General features: G+C 32.9%; 14 protein-coding genes. 6 read left to right on the forward strand and 8 right to left on the reverse strand.

Going from position 1 to position 14,885, the window contains the following annotated elements:
• Positions 1 to 189: 189 nt before the first annotated feature.
• Complete coding sequence (locus B4N66_RS05475; protein ID WP_291092987.1) at positions 190 to 549, forward strand: hypothetical protein; 360 nt, start codon at positions 190 to 192, stop codon at positions 547 to 549.
• Positions 550 to 614: 65 nt separating this feature from the next.
• On the opposite strand, the gene B4N66_RS05480 is transcribed toward B4N66_RS05475, so the two are convergent.
• Entirely contained in the window at positions 615 to 1,805 is a 1,191-nt protein-coding gene (locus tag B4N66_RS05480; RefSeq protein ID WP_291092990.1) for a pyridoxal phosphate-dependent aminotransferase, read from the reverse strand.
• Positions 1,806 to 1,929: 124 nt separating this feature from the next.
• On the opposite strand from B4N66_RS05480, the gene B4N66_RS05485 reads away from it, so the two are divergent.
• Entirely contained in the window at positions 1,930 to 3,258 is a 1,329-nt protein-coding gene (locus B4N66_RS05485; protein ID WP_291092991.1) for a PDZ domain-containing protein, read from the forward strand.
• Positions 3,259 to 3,288: 30 nt separating this feature from the next.
• Here B4N66_RS05485 and B4N66_RS05490 read toward each other — a convergent pair whose 3' ends face one another.
• Complete coding sequence (locus B4N66_RS05490) at positions 3,289 to 3,723, reverse strand: DUF1573 domain-containing protein (protein ID WP_291092992.1); 435 nt, start codon at positions 3,721 to 3,723, stop codon at positions 3,289 to 3,291.
• Positions 3,724 to 3,902: 179 nt separating this feature from the next.
• On the opposite strand from B4N66_RS05490, the gene B4N66_RS05495 reads away from it, so the two are divergent.
• On the forward strand, positions 3,903 to 6,533 hold the full coding sequence (locus tag B4N66_RS05495; protein WP_291092993.1) for a valine--tRNA ligase: 2,631 nt from the start codon (positions 3,903 to 3,905) through the stop codon (positions 6,531 to 6,533).
• A gap of 53 nt (positions 6,534 to 6,586) precedes the next feature.
• Here the strand turns inward: B4N66_RS05495 and B4N66_RS05500 are convergent, their stop codons facing one another.
• The 3 genes from B4N66_RS05500 to B4N66_RS05510 form a co-directional block, all read right to left on the reverse strand.
• A complete protein-coding gene (locus B4N66_RS05500) occupies positions 6,587 to 6,721 on the reverse strand; it encodes a hypothetical protein (RefSeq protein WP_256466602.1) in 135 nt (44 codons plus the stop codon).
• A 66-nt stretch (positions 6,722 to 6,787) separates the two neighbouring features.
• Complete coding sequence (locus tag B4N66_RS05505) at positions 6,788 to 7,198, reverse strand: thiol-disulfide oxidoreductase DCC family protein (RefSeq protein WP_291092995.1); 411 nt, start codon at positions 7,196 to 7,198, stop codon at positions 6,788 to 6,790.
• 6 nt (positions 7,199 to 7,204) lie between these two features.
• Positions 7,205 to 9,376, reverse strand: a complete 2,172-nt coding sequence (locus B4N66_RS05510; RefSeq protein WP_291092996.1) for an endonuclease MutS2 — start codon at positions 9,374 to 9,376, stop codon at positions 7,205 to 7,207.
• A gap of 107 nt (positions 9,377 to 9,483) precedes the next feature.
• On the opposite strand from B4N66_RS05510, the gene B4N66_RS05515 reads away from it, so the two are divergent.
• Positions 9,484 to 10,149 carry a uracil-DNA glycosylase gene (locus B4N66_RS05515; RefSeq protein WP_291092997.1) on the forward strand — a complete coding sequence of 222 codons (666 nt, stop codon included), beginning with the start codon at positions 9,484 to 9,486 and terminating at the stop codon, positions 10,147 to 10,149.
• An 8-nt stretch (positions 10,150 to 10,157) separates the two neighbouring features.
• Here the strand turns inward: B4N66_RS05515 and B4N66_RS05520 are convergent, their stop codons facing one another.
• Positions 10,158 to 10,532 (reverse strand): RNA-binding S4 domain-containing protein, encoded by a 375-nt coding sequence (locus B4N66_RS05520; protein ID WP_291092999.1) that lies wholly within the window; start codon positions 10,530 to 10,532, stop codon positions 10,158 to 10,160.
• 113 nt (positions 10,533 to 10,645) lie between these two features.
• Here B4N66_RS05520 and B4N66_RS05525 point away from each other — a divergent pair, with 113 nt between their 5' ends.
• A complete protein-coding gene (locus B4N66_RS05525) occupies positions 10,646 to 11,629 on the forward strand; it encodes an FKBP-type peptidyl-prolyl cis-trans isomerase (RefSeq protein WP_291093001.1) in 984 nt (327 codons plus the stop codon).
• A 72-nt stretch (positions 11,630 to 11,701) separates the two neighbouring features.
• On the opposite strand, the gene B4N66_RS05530 is transcribed toward B4N66_RS05525, so the two are convergent.
• Both B4N66_RS05530 and B4N66_RS05535 read right to left on the reverse strand, forming a co-directional pair.
• Positions 11,702 to 12,655 (reverse strand): transketolase family protein, encoded by a 954-nt coding sequence (locus tag B4N66_RS05530; protein ID WP_291093003.1) that lies wholly within the window; start codon positions 12,653 to 12,655, stop codon positions 11,702 to 11,704.
• 16 nt (positions 12,656 to 12,671) lie between these two features.
• On the reverse strand, positions 12,672 to 13,520 hold the full coding sequence (locus tag B4N66_RS05535) for a transketolase (protein WP_291093006.1): 849 nt from the start codon (positions 13,518 to 13,520) through the stop codon (positions 12,672 to 12,674).
• Positions 13,521 to 13,711: 191 nt separating this feature from the next.
• Here B4N66_RS05535 and tgt point away from each other — a divergent pair, with 191 nt between their 5' ends.
• Positions 13,712 to 14,842 carry a tRNA guanosine(34) transglycosylase Tgt gene (gene tgt, locus B4N66_RS05540; RefSeq protein ID WP_291093009.1) on the forward strand — a complete coding sequence of 377 codons (1,131 nt, stop codon included), beginning with the start codon at positions 13,712 to 13,714 and terminating at the stop codon, positions 14,840 to 14,842.
• Positions 14,843 to 14,885: the final 43 nt, after the last annotated feature.

Here is a 14,885-nt window from a genome sequence, read left to right on the forward strand (position 1 = left end):
ATTTTTCATTAAAAAGATAGAAATTAAAGCTAATAATAAAAAACTCCTGATTAACGTCAGGAGTTTTTTTTATCGATAAAAATCACTTCACTTTGAGTTAAACGTTTAAATCTTCACTTGAACGACTTTAGTGTTTATTATTTTTTCTAATGATTAGATTTACAGCAGTATATTTCTAAATATAGTTTAATGAAAAGGATTGTAGTAGTTTTTATAATAGGATTAATTTTAATTGGATGCGAATCAGAATCTGCGGAACTTGATACGCAAGGATTTAATTTACCAGAATGGCTGAAAGGAGATTACGAAGGAGTTCATACTGGTGAATATCTTCAAATTTCAAATCAAAACATTTTATTTAAAGTAGAAGAAGAAGTTTATCAATTTCAACCTAACATGATTATATCGGAAGAAGAAAATGAAAATAGATATATCATAATCACCGAAACCGATATTTTAATTTTTAACAAAACAACATTAGAAGAAGAAATAAACTTTCAGTTTAATGATTTGAATTTAGGCTGGTTCCGAAATGAAAAAATCGAATAACATCAAAATAAAAAAACCCAACAATTCAGATAATCGTTGGGATTTTTCATTTATGAATAATATTCCTATTTGTTGTAAACCTTTAAAGCTTCTTTTAAAATTCTAACAGATTTAATAAGGTCTTCTTTCTTTAATACATAAGCAATTCGCACTTCATCTAAACCAACATTTGGAGTAGAATAAAACCCAGCTGCAGGTGCAACCATCACAGTTTCGCCATTAAAATCATATGATTCTAATAACCACTGTGCAAAATTATCTGCATTTTTAACCGGAAGTTTAGCAATACAGTAAAAAGCTCCTTTTGGAGTAGCTACTTTTACACCTTCAATTTGATTTAATTCCGCAATTAAAGTATCTCTTCGGTCTTTGTATTCTGTAATTACTTCATCAAAATAGCTTTGAGGTGTATCTAAAGCTGCTTCACTTGCAATTTGAGCAAATGTTGGAGGACTCAATCTGGCCTGAGCAAACTTCATTGCAGCTGCCATAACTTCTTTGTTTTTTGAAACAATACAACCAATTCGAGCTCCACACATACTATATCGTTTAGAAACAGAATCAATCATAATAGCATGTTGTTCAATTCCAGGAACATTCATCACAGAGAAATGTTTGTCACCATCATAAATAAATTCGCGGTAAACTTCGTCAGCAATTAAAAATAAATCATGCTTTTTTACTAATTCAGCTAACTGAAATATTTCTTCTTTTGAATATAGATATCCGGTTGGATTTCCGGGATTACAAATTAAAATTGCTTTTGTTTTTGGTGTAATTAATTTTTCAAAATCAGCTATAGGAGGAAGGGCAAAACCTTCATCAATAGTTGAAATTACCGGTACAACTTTTACGCCTGATGCGGTTGAAAAGCCATTATAATTGGCATAAAATGGTTCAGGAATGATAATTTCATCATCGGTATCCATTGTGCTTCCCATAGCAAATAACAAGGCCTCAGAACCACCGGTTGTAATGATGATATCTTCAATATTAATTGGTAAATTATGTTTTTGATAATACTCAGATAATTTTCTTCGGTAACTTTCAAATCCGGCAGAATGACTGTATTCTAATACTTCTATATCAATATTTTTGATAGAATTCATAGCTACTACCGGGGTTTTAATATCGGGTTGACCAATGTTCAAGTGATACACTTTAGTACCTCGTTTTTTTGCAATTTCTGAATATGGAACCAATTTTCTGATTGGTGATTCTGGCATTTGTTGACCTTTTTTGGAAATCTTAGGCATACTGATTATTTTTTGAAATGCAAATTTGCGATTTTTTTTATTCAGACCCAATGCTTTTTAAGGATATATTTATATGAATTGGTTTTTAGAGGCAAAATTTGTATTTTTATTTAAAATATTGCTTATGAAATTCACTTTTGTCATTCTTTTATTTTTTTTATTTCCAACTTCATTTTACAGTCAAGAAGGATTTCAATATTATTCTAAGAAAGATAAAATTGTAATTCCGTTTAAATTGATAAATAACCTGATTTTCATTCCATTAGAAGTTAATGGTGTTGACTTAACCTTTCTGCTCGATACTGGTGTTGAGGAATCAATCTTATTCAGTTTGGAGGACAAAGAAGAATTGAAATTTAATAATGTTGAGAAAATAAAATTACGAGGTTTAGGAAGTTCTGACTTTATTGAAGGATTAAAGTCATCAGGAAACAGAGTGGTTTTTAAAGATGCTATTATTGATCAAAAACATGACATTTACATTATTCTTGACGAAGAATTTAACTTTTCCAGTAGTGTAGGAATTCCTGTTAATGGCATTATAGGTTATCAGTTTTTTAAAAATTTTAGAGTCGAAATTAATTATCTCAAACAGAAAATATTTGTTTACAATCCATCTAAGGAAATTAAAAGTAAAAAAATAAAAAAGTTTGAAGAGTTTACTATTTCTTTTCATAATAGTAAACCATTCATAAGTTCATTATTTGGATTTGATTCTGAAAAAGTTGACGGTAGATTACTTTTAGATTTGGGGAATAGTGATGCTTTTTGGTTTTTTTCTAATAGAATAAAGGATTTCAAATTTTCTGCCAATGCATTTGATGATTTTTTAGGAAGAGGTTTTAATGGTGCTATTTATGGTAAAAGAACAAAACTTGATTCTTTTACATTTGATAAATTCTGTTTTAAAAGTCCTTATGTTGCAATACCTGACTCAACCTCTTTACAAAATATAAAATGGGCGGAAAACAGAATTGGTTCAATTGGAGGTGAAATTTTTAAACGTTTTTCAGTCATTTTAGACTTCCAATCAAGCAAACTCTACTTGAAAAAGAATAAAAACTTTAATATGCCTTTTGAGTATAACATGAGTGGTATTGAAATTAATCACGCGGGTTTACAATGGATTCAAGAAGAAGTGAAATTGAATGTATTAACAAAAGATAAAACATCGTATGATAATTTAATTAAAGGGAGTGATAGCTTTAAATATAAATTTGTTCTAAAACCGGTATACATAATTGCTCATATCAGAAAAGATTCTCCGGCTGATATTTGCGGTTTAAAAAAAGGTGATATAATTGTTTCAATTAATGCTCATGGTACTGATAGATACTCACTTCAAGAAGTAAATGCTCTTTTGAAATCGGAAGAAGGGAAAAAAATTAATTTTGAAGTTGATAGGGGTAACAGACGAATGAAATTTACCTTTTATTTAAAAAGTATTTTATAAAAAAATCCCTTCTTTCGAAGGGATTAAATATTATTGCATCGGACCAACTTTTTTCTTTTCCATTAAATTAACCTCCGGACGTTCTAAAACTTCTCCTTTTATTTTAAGATGGACTTTTCCGCCTTCAACATTCACTGCGTTGGTTTCTACAGTGATGCTTTTTCTGATTGGACCAGTTGCCATATTATATTTTACCTCTATTTTATCCGATTTTCCGGGCATAATTGGCTCTTTAGGTTTAGATGGAACTGTACAACCACAAGTTGATTGAACATTGGTTATAAGTAAAGGTGCATCTCCGGTGTTTGTAAATTCAAATACTCGAACGCCATTATCATTGTCTTTATAAACTTTTCCGTAGTCTATCGTATTGTCTTTGGCCTTAAACTCAATTTTTGGGCCTTTCTGAGCAAAAGCAGTCAAGCTAATAAAGCTAAATACAGCAAAAAATAAAATTCTTTTCATGGTTATGTGTTTTTGGGTTCTGTAAAAATAGTCACTTTTGTTCAAATTACAAATACTAATTTCTTTTTTAATACTTCTGACTAAATCGTTACTTTTGCATCATAATACAAAAACCAGACCAAATTGAAATTTTTATCAAATAGATGATTTTTCAATTTATAACCATATAATTTATATTTATGTCTATTCCTGCTCAATTTGATGCCAAGCAAGCCGAACAAAAGTGGTATGATTACTGGATGAAAAACAATTATTTTCATTCTAAACCAGACCACAGAACTCCTTATACAATAGTAATTCCTCCACCAAACGTGACAGGAGTTTTGCACATGGGACACATGTTGAATAATACGATTCAAGATGTTCTAATTCGTCGTGCTCGTCTAAAAGGATTCAATGCGTGTTGGGTGCCGGGAACTGACCATGCTTCCATTGCAACAGAAGCAAAAGTTGTTGCCAAATTAAAATCAGAAGGAATAAATAAATCCGATTTAACGCGTGAAGAATTTCTAAAGCACGCTTACGATTGGACTGATAAGTACGGAGGAACTATTCTGGAACAACTGAAACAATTAGGTTGTTCTTGCGATTGGGACAGAACTAAATTCACCATGGATGAAGATATGTCAGCTTCTGTAATTAAATCGTTCGTAGATTTATACAACAAAGGAATGATTTATCGTGGTTATCGAATGGTAAACTGGGATCCGGAAGCAAAAACTACTTTGTCTGATGAAGAAGTTATTCATGAAGAACGTCAAGGAAATTTATATTACATTAATTATAAAGTTGAAGGCACTAACGATTTTTTAACCATTGCCACAACGCGTCCTGAAACAATTTTTGGTGATACGGCTATTTGTATCAATCCAAATGATGAACGATTTTTTCATTTGAAAGGCAAAAAAGCAATTATTCCAATTTGCAATAGAGTTATTCCCATTATTGAAGATGACTATGTTGATGTAGAATTTGGAACGGGTTGCTTAAAAGTAACTCCAGCTCACGATGTAAACGATAAAGTTTTAGGCGATAAACACAATCTTGAAATCATTGATATTTTCAATGAAGATGCTTCTTTAAACAGTTTCGGATTACACTACCAAGGAAAAGACAGATTTGTAGTTAGAGAAGAAATTTCAAAAGAATTAGAATCTATTGGAGCTTTGGTTAAAACTGAAATTCACATCAATAAAGTAGGAACTTCTGAAAGAACTAAAGCAGTTATTGAACCACGATTATCTGACCAATGGTTTTTAAAGATGGATGAATTGGTTAAGCCAGCCATCAAAGCCGTTTTAGAAACAGAAGAAGTAAAATTATATCCAAGCAAATTCAACAACACCTACCGTCATTGGATGGAAAATATTCGCGATTGGAATATTTCTCGTCAATTGTGGTGGGGTCAACAAATTCCTGCTTATTTCTATGGTGAAGGAAAGGAAGATTACGTTGTTGCAGAAAACATTGATGAAGCTTTAGTTTTGGCTAAAGTTAAAACGGGCAACCCGCAACTCGAAACCCGCAACCTTAAACAAGACGCCGATGCATTAGACACTTGGTTCTCTTCTTGGTTATGGCCAATGGCTGTTTTTGGTGGAATTTTAAATCCAGAAAATGAAGATTTTAAATACTATTATCCAACCAATGATTTAGTTACAGGTCCGGATATTTTATTCTTTTGGGTGGCTCGTATGATTATTGCAGGTTATGAATATACTGGTAAAAAACCATTTTCGAATGTTTATTTAACCGGTTTGGTTCGTGATAAACAACGTCGTAAGATGTCAAAATCATTAGGAAATTCTCCTGATCCATTAGATTTAATTGAAAAATTTGGAGCTGATGGCGTTCGTGTTGGATTATTATTGAGTGCTTCTGCCGGAAATGACATCATGTTTGATGAGGAATTATGTAATAACGGAAAAGCTTTCGCCAATAAAATTTGGAATGCATTTCGATTAATTAAAGGTTGGGAAGTTGCCGATATTGCTCAACCGGAAGCATCAAAAATTGCGATTGATTGGTACGAAGCTAAACTACAACAAACCCTTGCTGAAATTGAAGATAATTTTGAAAAATACAGATTATCCGATGCGTTAATGGGAATTTATAAGTTAGTTTGGGATGATTTCTGTTCGTGGTTCTTGGAAATTATCAAACCGGCTTACCAACAACCAATTGACAAAGCAACTTTTGATAAAGCGATTGAATTGTTAGAAGCCAATTTGAAATTATTGCATCCATTCATGCCTTTCTTAACCGAAGAAATTTGGCAATATATTGCAGAAAGAACTCCGGAACAAGCGTTGATTATTTCAGAATGGCCAACAATGCAAAACACAAATCCGGATTTAATTGCAGAATTTGATTTTGTTATTGAAGTTATTGCTGGTATTCGAACCATTCGTAAACAAAAAAACATTGCTAATAAAGATAGTATTGATTTAAAAATCATCAACAATGAGAAAAATGCCACTACTTTTGATGCTGTAATCATTAAATTAGGAAATATTGAAAACCTAGAATATGTAACAGAAGCAGTAAATGGAGCATTGACTTATCGTGTAAAATCAAATGAATATTTTATTCCAATTGCCGGAAATATTGATGTTGCCGCTGAAATTGAAAAACTGGAAGAGGAATTAAAATACATTCAAGGTTTCTTGAAATCAGTTCAAGTGAAGCTTTCAAATGAAAAATTTGTAGCCAATGCAAAACCTGAAATTATTGCCAACGAACGAAACAAAGAAGCAGATGCATTGGCAAAAATTGCCACCATCGAACAGAGTTTAGCAAGTTTAAAATAAAGCAAACACAAAAATCCCGATTTAATTCGGGATTTTTTTTGGATATAAATTTCTTATTTCTTTTTGTTTTTTTCGTTCATCATGAGCATTACAGCTCCAATTAGTCCAAAGATGACTAACAAGAAAACGCCAATCATGATGAAGGCACCGTTATCCCAAGAGTATAAAGCAAAAGTTTGTTTAATCATTTTGTTAGGTTTTAAGTTAAGTCAAAATTAAAAACCTAACAGCAGATTTTTTATGATAATTATCAGTTATAAAAATTTTGCTTTTAATTCAGGAGTCGGAATCATGCATTCCTCTTTTTTGCCATACCATTTATAACGGTTTCTGGCGATAAAATCATACACAAAATTGCCAAAGCTTCCTGTAAATGATAAGTAACCAATAATTTTGTGCCAAGAATCTAATTCTTTTGCGATTCGCATCGCTGCTTCAGCTTTGTGAAAATAGGCAACACCGGGTTCATAAAGCACGATACTGTCAACTTTCATCGGATTAACACCAATATGTTTCAGAATTTTTTGACCTAATTCTGACTGCAAAGCAACAAACCGAAAAATATCTTTTTTGTCGTGTTTGATTATGAATTGAACCGAAGAATCACATAAATTGCAAACTCCGTCAAACAAAATTATTTTTTTATCGAGTGGTAATCCTTCCATAGTTTTTTATTTTTTTGCTTCTACTAATTCAAGTGCATCTAAACTCACCTTTGAAGTGAAAACACCATAATTAACGGTTGCTTTGTTTTTTTCAACCGCATCTAAAGTTCCAACTGCTTTTCCGTCTATCATTCGAACACGATCGCCAATTTTTAAGATTGGTTTTGGTTTTTCTGATTCTATTTTTAATGCCTTTGCCTTCTTTTCTTTTTTGACAACTCTAATTTCGTCAATTTTTGTGGTGACTTCTTGAATAATTTGTTTTTGAATTACTTCTTTATCCTTTATTTCTTTGACGGTCGCTTTTTTTCGTTTGGAATTTTCAATTTCAACAATTTTCAAAAACTCACCAATTAATACTTTTTTGTCTTTACTATTGAAATATTTATTCGAAAGATCATCAATTTTTTGTCCAATGTAAATTAAACGCTGATTGGCATCATACAATTCCTGATATCTTTCTAACTTATCCTGAATTTTAGCATTGATGGTTTCCATCTTTTTGCTTTCTTCACGGGCTTTGGTTTCTTCTTCTTTTAAATTAATCGAAGTCTTCTCTAACTTAGAACGTTCTTTTTGCAATGTTGCAATGGTTTTATCAAAACGAACTTTTCCACCTTCAATTTTCTTTTTTGCTCGATTAATCAATCCATACGGAATGCCATTTTTTTGTGCTACTTCAAACGTAAATGAACTTCCGGCTTGACCTAATATCAATTTATACATTGGTTCCAACGATTTTTCATCAAAAAGCATGTTTGCATTGGAAGCAAAAGGTAATTCGTTGGCTAGTATTTTTAAATTGGAATAATGTGTTGTAATAATTCCAAAAGCTTCTCGATGATAAAATTCTTCTAAAAAAGTTTCGGCCAAAGCACCACCTAATTCAGGATCGGAACCCGTTCCGAATTCATCAATCAGGAATAATGTTTTATCATTACATTTCTTTAAAAAATAGTTCATGTTTTTGAGTCGGTAACTGTATGTACTCAAATGATTTTCAATCGATTGATTATCTCCAATATCGGTTAAAATTCTATCAAATAAAAACGTTTCACTTCGTTCGTGAACAGGAATCAGCATGCCGCTTTGCAACATCAATTGCAATAATCCAACTGTTTTTAACGAAATGGTTTTTCCACCCGCATTGGGTCCGGAAATCACAATAATTCTACTTTTGTTGTCTAATTCAATAGTCTGTGGATATGTAATTTCGTTTTTACTTTTGTTATTCAAATATAAAATAGGGTGGTAGGCATCTCTAAAAAACAACCTCTTTTCTTCAATAATAGTAGGTAGAATGGCATTAATTTTTAAAGCATATTTTGCTTTTCCGGCAATCACATCAATATCACTCAAAAATTCTTGATACTGACTCAAAAGTTCTTTGAAAGGACGAATATCGTTGGTTAATTTTTTTAGAATTCGAGTAATTTCTTCACGTTCTTCGTATTCTAAATTACTCAATTCTCTTGAATAACGCAACGTGGCTTCGGGTTCAATATAAGCAATGCTTCCGGTTTTGGAACTTCCTAAAATAGAACCTTTCACTTTTCTTCGATACATGGCTAAAACCGCCAAAACACGACGATTTTCTACAAAACTTTCTTTAATTTCATCTAAATAGCCCAAACCGTTATATTGACTTAAAGCCAATCCGAAACTTTGGTTTACTTTGCCACGAACAGAACTCATTTCTCTTCGAATATTGATTAAATCCGGCGATGCATTGTCTTTTATTTCGCCATATTTATCAACTACTTCATCAATTTTTTGTACAATGAATTTTGTAAACTCAATCGCCAATGATTTTTGATGTAAAGTGGGATAATAGTCGTTGAATTTTTTCAAAAACAGCAAAATCGTATTAGTTGTTTCCGATAATTGAGCAATTTTTCTAAAACTGCCAACTTCTAAGTAACTATCTTCGATACCAATAAATTTAATTTCGTTGCTGATGTTGTCAAAACCATGATTTGGTAACGCATTATTGTTAGAAAAAGAAGAAAGATATTCAGATGTTTGCAAAAGCGAATCCATTAGGAGATTTTTATCTCTAAACGGAACAATTTCCAAAGCCTTCTGCTTGCCCAGTTCGGTATTACATCGATCTGAAATAGTTTGCAAAATGGTAGAAAATTCTAAATCTTTTAGGGTTTTATCGGTGATTGAAATCATTTAGTTGTATAGCAATTTTAGGCAAATTTAGCGATAATTTTTCTTTGTTTGAATGGGATTAACTTCAAATTGAGAACTATAATTATCTTTGTGAAAATATATCCTTTATGCAAGTAAAAATCCATCCGTCTTGGCAAACGATTCTTGAAGATGAATTTACAAAGCCTTATTTTGAGCAGTTAATTTCTTTCGTTAAAAATGAGTATAATCAACATATTTGTTATCCGAAAGGAAATCAAATTTTTGCTTCATTTGATCATTGTCCGTTTGATAAGCTGAAAGTCGTAATCATCGGTCAAGATCCTTATCACAGACCAAATCAAGCGAATGGTTTGTGTTTTTCAGTGAATGATGGCATTCCATTTCCACCTTCTTTGCAAAACATTTTTAAAGAATTAGAAAAGGATTTGCAAATTCCATATCCCAAATCCGGCAATTTAGAACGTTGGGCAGATCAAGGTGTTTTGTTGCTTAATGCTACCTTAACTGTTAGACAATCTGAAGCAGGAAGTCATCAAAATAAAGGTTGGGAAATCTTTACGGATGCGGTAATTCAAGAAATTTCAAACCAAAAAGAAAACGTTATTTTTCTACTTTGGGGCGGATTTGCGAAAAAGAAAGGTGCTAAAATCGATAGAAAGAAGCACATTGTTTTAGAGACCGGACATCCTTCGCCATTGAGTGCAAATCGTGGACTTTGGTTTGGAAATAATCATTTTAGTAAAACCAATCAACATTTAAAACAGATGGGGAAAGAAGAGATTGTTTGGTAGTATTTTACTTATTCAAGCGTATCATCTGTATAATTCTCCAAATCTCTCCGGTCTTTTTTAGTCGGTCTTCCTTCACCTGTTTTTCGGTAATGTTCTTTAGATAATTTCATTAATTCTAAATGAGCAAAACTTTCCGGTGGTGTTTCGTCTTTTCTGTAAATATCAACCAATTTAGCACCTACACGACTCTCAGGAATGGCTAAAACTTTGATTTTATAGATAATTTGCTCTTTTCTAAAAGTAACATCATCACTCGGAAAAACTTCTCTTGAAGGCTTAGCAACTTGACCGTTTACCGTAACATGGTTTTTTTTGCAAAGCTCAGTAACCATATTTCGGGTTTTGAAATATCGAACACACCACAAGTATTTATCTACACGCATACCTTTTTTCAGAATTCTTCGTTAATTATTATACAAAAATAAATCAAAATTGTATCTTGCGGCACTTATTTTAAGATATTATTATACTAAACCTGAACAATAATTTTAAAAAAATGCTATTAAAGAGATTTAAAAATGTTTTACTGATTACACTGTTGTCTACAGTAATTTTTTCATGTAAAAAAGATGATGATGATGCAACGATTACTCCACCAAAAGACAGAACTGTTCAATATGGTGAAGATGAAAGTACAATTAACACCTATTTTGAAGAAAATTACATGACAGTTGACGCTGATATGAATGTTACAATTGCAAAAATTACTGATCCTCTAACTCAAGTTTCTATAAAAGATCAAACAGATTATCCTTTGCAATTTATTGAAAATGTAAAAAATGATTCTCGACAAACCTATTTAAAAGGAGGAAGAGTGGAAGATCCCGTTAATTATAAACTTTATTATATCATCTTGAATGAAGGTGGAGGTCAAAGTCCAACAACTGTTGATTCATCATTTGTAGATTACAGAGGTTGGAATTTTAGTAATGTTGAATTTGATAGAACTTCTTCACCGGTTTGGACATCTTTTCCATCGAGTACGAATGAATTTATATCCGGCTTCAGACAAATTTTACCAAAAATAAAAACTCCGGAAACTGTAACACCAAATGATGATGGCACTATCTCCTATACAAATTATGGAAATTGTGTTGTTTTTATACCCTCAGGTTTAGCCTATTTTAATTTGTCGAGAGGAACAAATATTCCTCCTTATTCAAATATTGCTTTTCAAATAAAGTTAAAAGGATTACGATATAACGATCATGATAGAGACAAAATTTTGTCTAAAGATGAAATTTACAATCCTTCAGGAGATACAGATATCGGTTTATTTAACCAAGATTCTGATGGTGATGGAATCCCTGATTTTTTAGATTCAGATGACGATGCCGATGGTGTTTTAACTCGAAATGAATTAAAAATTCCAGGTACAAATCCACAACAATATTATCAATTTAATGATATTCCTGATTGTTCTGGTAATCAAGTTGATCCAAATAGAACAAAAAAACATTTGAACCCTATTTGTCAATAATCAAGACAGTAACATAAAAAAAATCCCGATTCAATTTGATTCGGGATTTTTTTTGGAGGTAAAAAGGGTAAACTATTTTCGATTGATAACTTTCTCAGCTTTTGCAATAATTGCTTGTGAATTCAATTGATATTTTTCCATCAATTGAGCAGGTGTTCCACTTTCGCCAAAACTATCTTGAACAGCCACATATTCTTGCGGAACAGGATTGTTTAGCGATAATGTTCTTGCAACACTTTCGCCTAAACCACCTAAAATATTGTGCTCTTCAGCAGTAACCACACATCCCGTTTTAGCAACTGATTTTAAAATGGCTTCTTCGTCTAATGGTTTTATTGTATGTATATTAATTACTTCGGCAGAAATTCCTTTCTCTTCCAGTTTTTCGGCAGCAAGTAAAGCTTCCCAAACTAAATGGCCTGTTGCAATGATGGTTACGTCTGTTCCTTCATTTAACATAACAGCTTTTCCAATTACAAATTCACCATTTTCAGGTGTGAAATTGGCCACGCTCGGACGACCAAAACGCAAATAAACCGGACCATGATGATCGGCAATAGCTAATGTTGCTGCTTTGGTTTGATTGTAATCACATGTGTTGATTACAGTCATGCCTGGTAACATTTTCATCAAACCAATGTCTTCCAAAATTTGGTGTGTTGCACCGTCTTCACCTAAAGTCAATCCTGCATGCGAAGCACAAATTTTTACGTTTTTATCAGAATAGGCAACCGATTGACGAATTTGGTCATAGACTCTTCCTGTAGAAAAGTTTGCAAAAGTTCCTGTAAAAGGAATTTTTCCACCAATCGTTAATCCGGCCGCTATACCAATCATATTCGCTTCGGCAATTCCGATTTGAAAAAAACGTTCGGGATGATTCTTTTTAAAATCATCCATTTTTAATGATCCGATTAAGTCGGCACACAGTGCAACTACTTTTTCGTTTTTCTGACCAAGTTCGGTCAAACCTGCTCCAAAACCGGAGCGGGTATCTTTATTTCCTGTATTTATATATTTTTTCATGAGATTGTTCAAAGTTTTAATAATCGCCTAAAGTTGGTAAGTTCTGAGCCAATGCTTTTTCTAATTGCTCATCATTTGGAGCTTTTCCGTGCCAAGCGTGGGTGTGCATCATGAAGTCAACGCCATTACCCATTTCAGTGTGTAATAAAACACAAACAGGCTTTCCTTTACCGGTTTTTGCTTTGGCTTCAGTCATTCCGGAAATTATTGCTTCAATGTTATTTCCTTCTTTAATTTCTAAAACATCCCAACCAAATGCGACAAATTTTGCTTTAATATCACCCATATGGAGCACTTCGTCGGTAGTACCGTCAATTTGTTTTCCATTTAAATCGATGGTAGCAATGTAGTTATCCACTTTATAAGCTGAAGCATACATCATTGCTTCCCAATTTTGACCTTCTTGCAATTCACCATCACCGTGAAGCGAATAAACTAAATGCGAATCATTATTTAATTTTTTTGCTAATGCAGCTCCGATTGCAACAGACATTCCTTGTCCAAGTGAGCCCGATGCCACGCGAATTCCAGGTAAACCTTCGTGCGTAGTAGGATGTCCTTGTAATCTTGAATTAATTAATCGAAAAGTTGCTAATTCCGATACAGGAAAATAACCACTTCTGGCTAAAACACTGTAGAAAACAGGCGAAATGTGACCGTTTGATAAGAAAAATAAATCTTCCTCTTTTCCATCCATATCAAAGCCTTCTTTTCTGTCCATCAAAACTTGATATAAGGCGACAAAAAATTCTGTGCATCCCAAAGAACCTCCTGGATGTCCGGAGTTTACGGCGTGAACCATACGAAGAATGTCTCTTCTGACTTGTGTTGAAAAGTCGTTTAGTTGTTGTGTGTTGGGTTTCATTTTATGATAAAAAGTTAAACTGCGGCAAAGGTAAATCAATTATTAGATTTTGACTAATTCGCTTAACTAGAATTTGTGAAAGTTTTCAAGAAAAATTGTTAGTAAACCTGAGATTGTCTTGTATAAATTATTCATAAAACAGACACAACAAATACGAATTCTTTTATCTTTGCCAACTGTAAAAAAAAGATATGAAGTTTGATTTATTGACGACTGACCCTCATTCGCAAGCCCGAGCCGGTTCGATTACCACCGATCATGGTGTGATTGAAACACCCATTTTTATGCCTGTTGGAACGGTCGCTTCCGTAAAAGGAGTCCATCAACGAGAGTTGAAAAATGACATTAATCCCGATATAATTTTAGGAAACACCTATCATCTATACCTTCGACCTCAAACCCAAATTCTTGAAAAAGCCGGTGGATTGCATAAATTTATGAATTGGGATCGTAATATTTTGACAGATAGTGGCGGTTATCAGGTTTATTCACTTTCTTCAAACAGAAAAATTAAAGAAGAAGGGGTGAAGTTTAAAAGTCACATTGACGGTTCTTATCATTTCTTTTCGCCTGAGAATGTAATGGAAATTCAACGTACAATTGGAGCTGATATTATTATGGCTTTTGACGAATGTACGCCTTATCCTTGTGATTATAATTATGCCAGACGATCGATGCACATGACGCATCGTTGGTTAGACAGATGCATCAATCATTTAGAAAAACTTCCTTTTAAATATGGTTATGAACAAACTTTTTTTCCAATTGTTCAAGGAAGTACATACAAAGATTTACGTCAACAATCCGCTGAATATATTGCCAATGCCGGAGCACAAGGAAATGCGATTGGCGGACTTTCTGTAGGTGAGCCAGCAGAAGAAATGTATGCAATGACCGAAGTTGTTACGGCCATTTTACCTCAAGATAAACCTCGTTATTTGATGGGTGTAGGAACTCCAATCAACATTTTGGAAAATATCGCATTAGGAATTGATATGTTTGATTGCGTTATGCCAACCAGAAACGCACGAAACGGAATGCTTTTTACAGCAAACGGTTCCATCAACATCAAAAATAAAAAGTGGGAAGATGACTTTTCACCAATTGACGAAATGGGAATTACTTTTGTTGATACCGAATACACAAAAGCGTATTTACGTCATTTGTTTGCTGCAAATGAGTATCTTGGCAAACAAATTGCAACCATTCATAATCTAGGATTTTACATGTGGTTGGTTCGCGAAGCCAGAAAACATATCATTGCAGGAGATTTTCGAGTATGGAAAGATCAAATGGTGAAACAAATGAGTCAACGTCTGTAAATCCAAAAATCTAACAATCGAATAATCTAAAAATCCAACATCA

The sequence above is a fragment of the Flavobacterium sp. UBA2787 genome, from assembly GCA_002352205.1.
Classification (GTDB): Bacteria; Bacteroidota; Bacteroidia; order Flavobacteriales; family Flavobacteriaceae; genus Flavobacterium.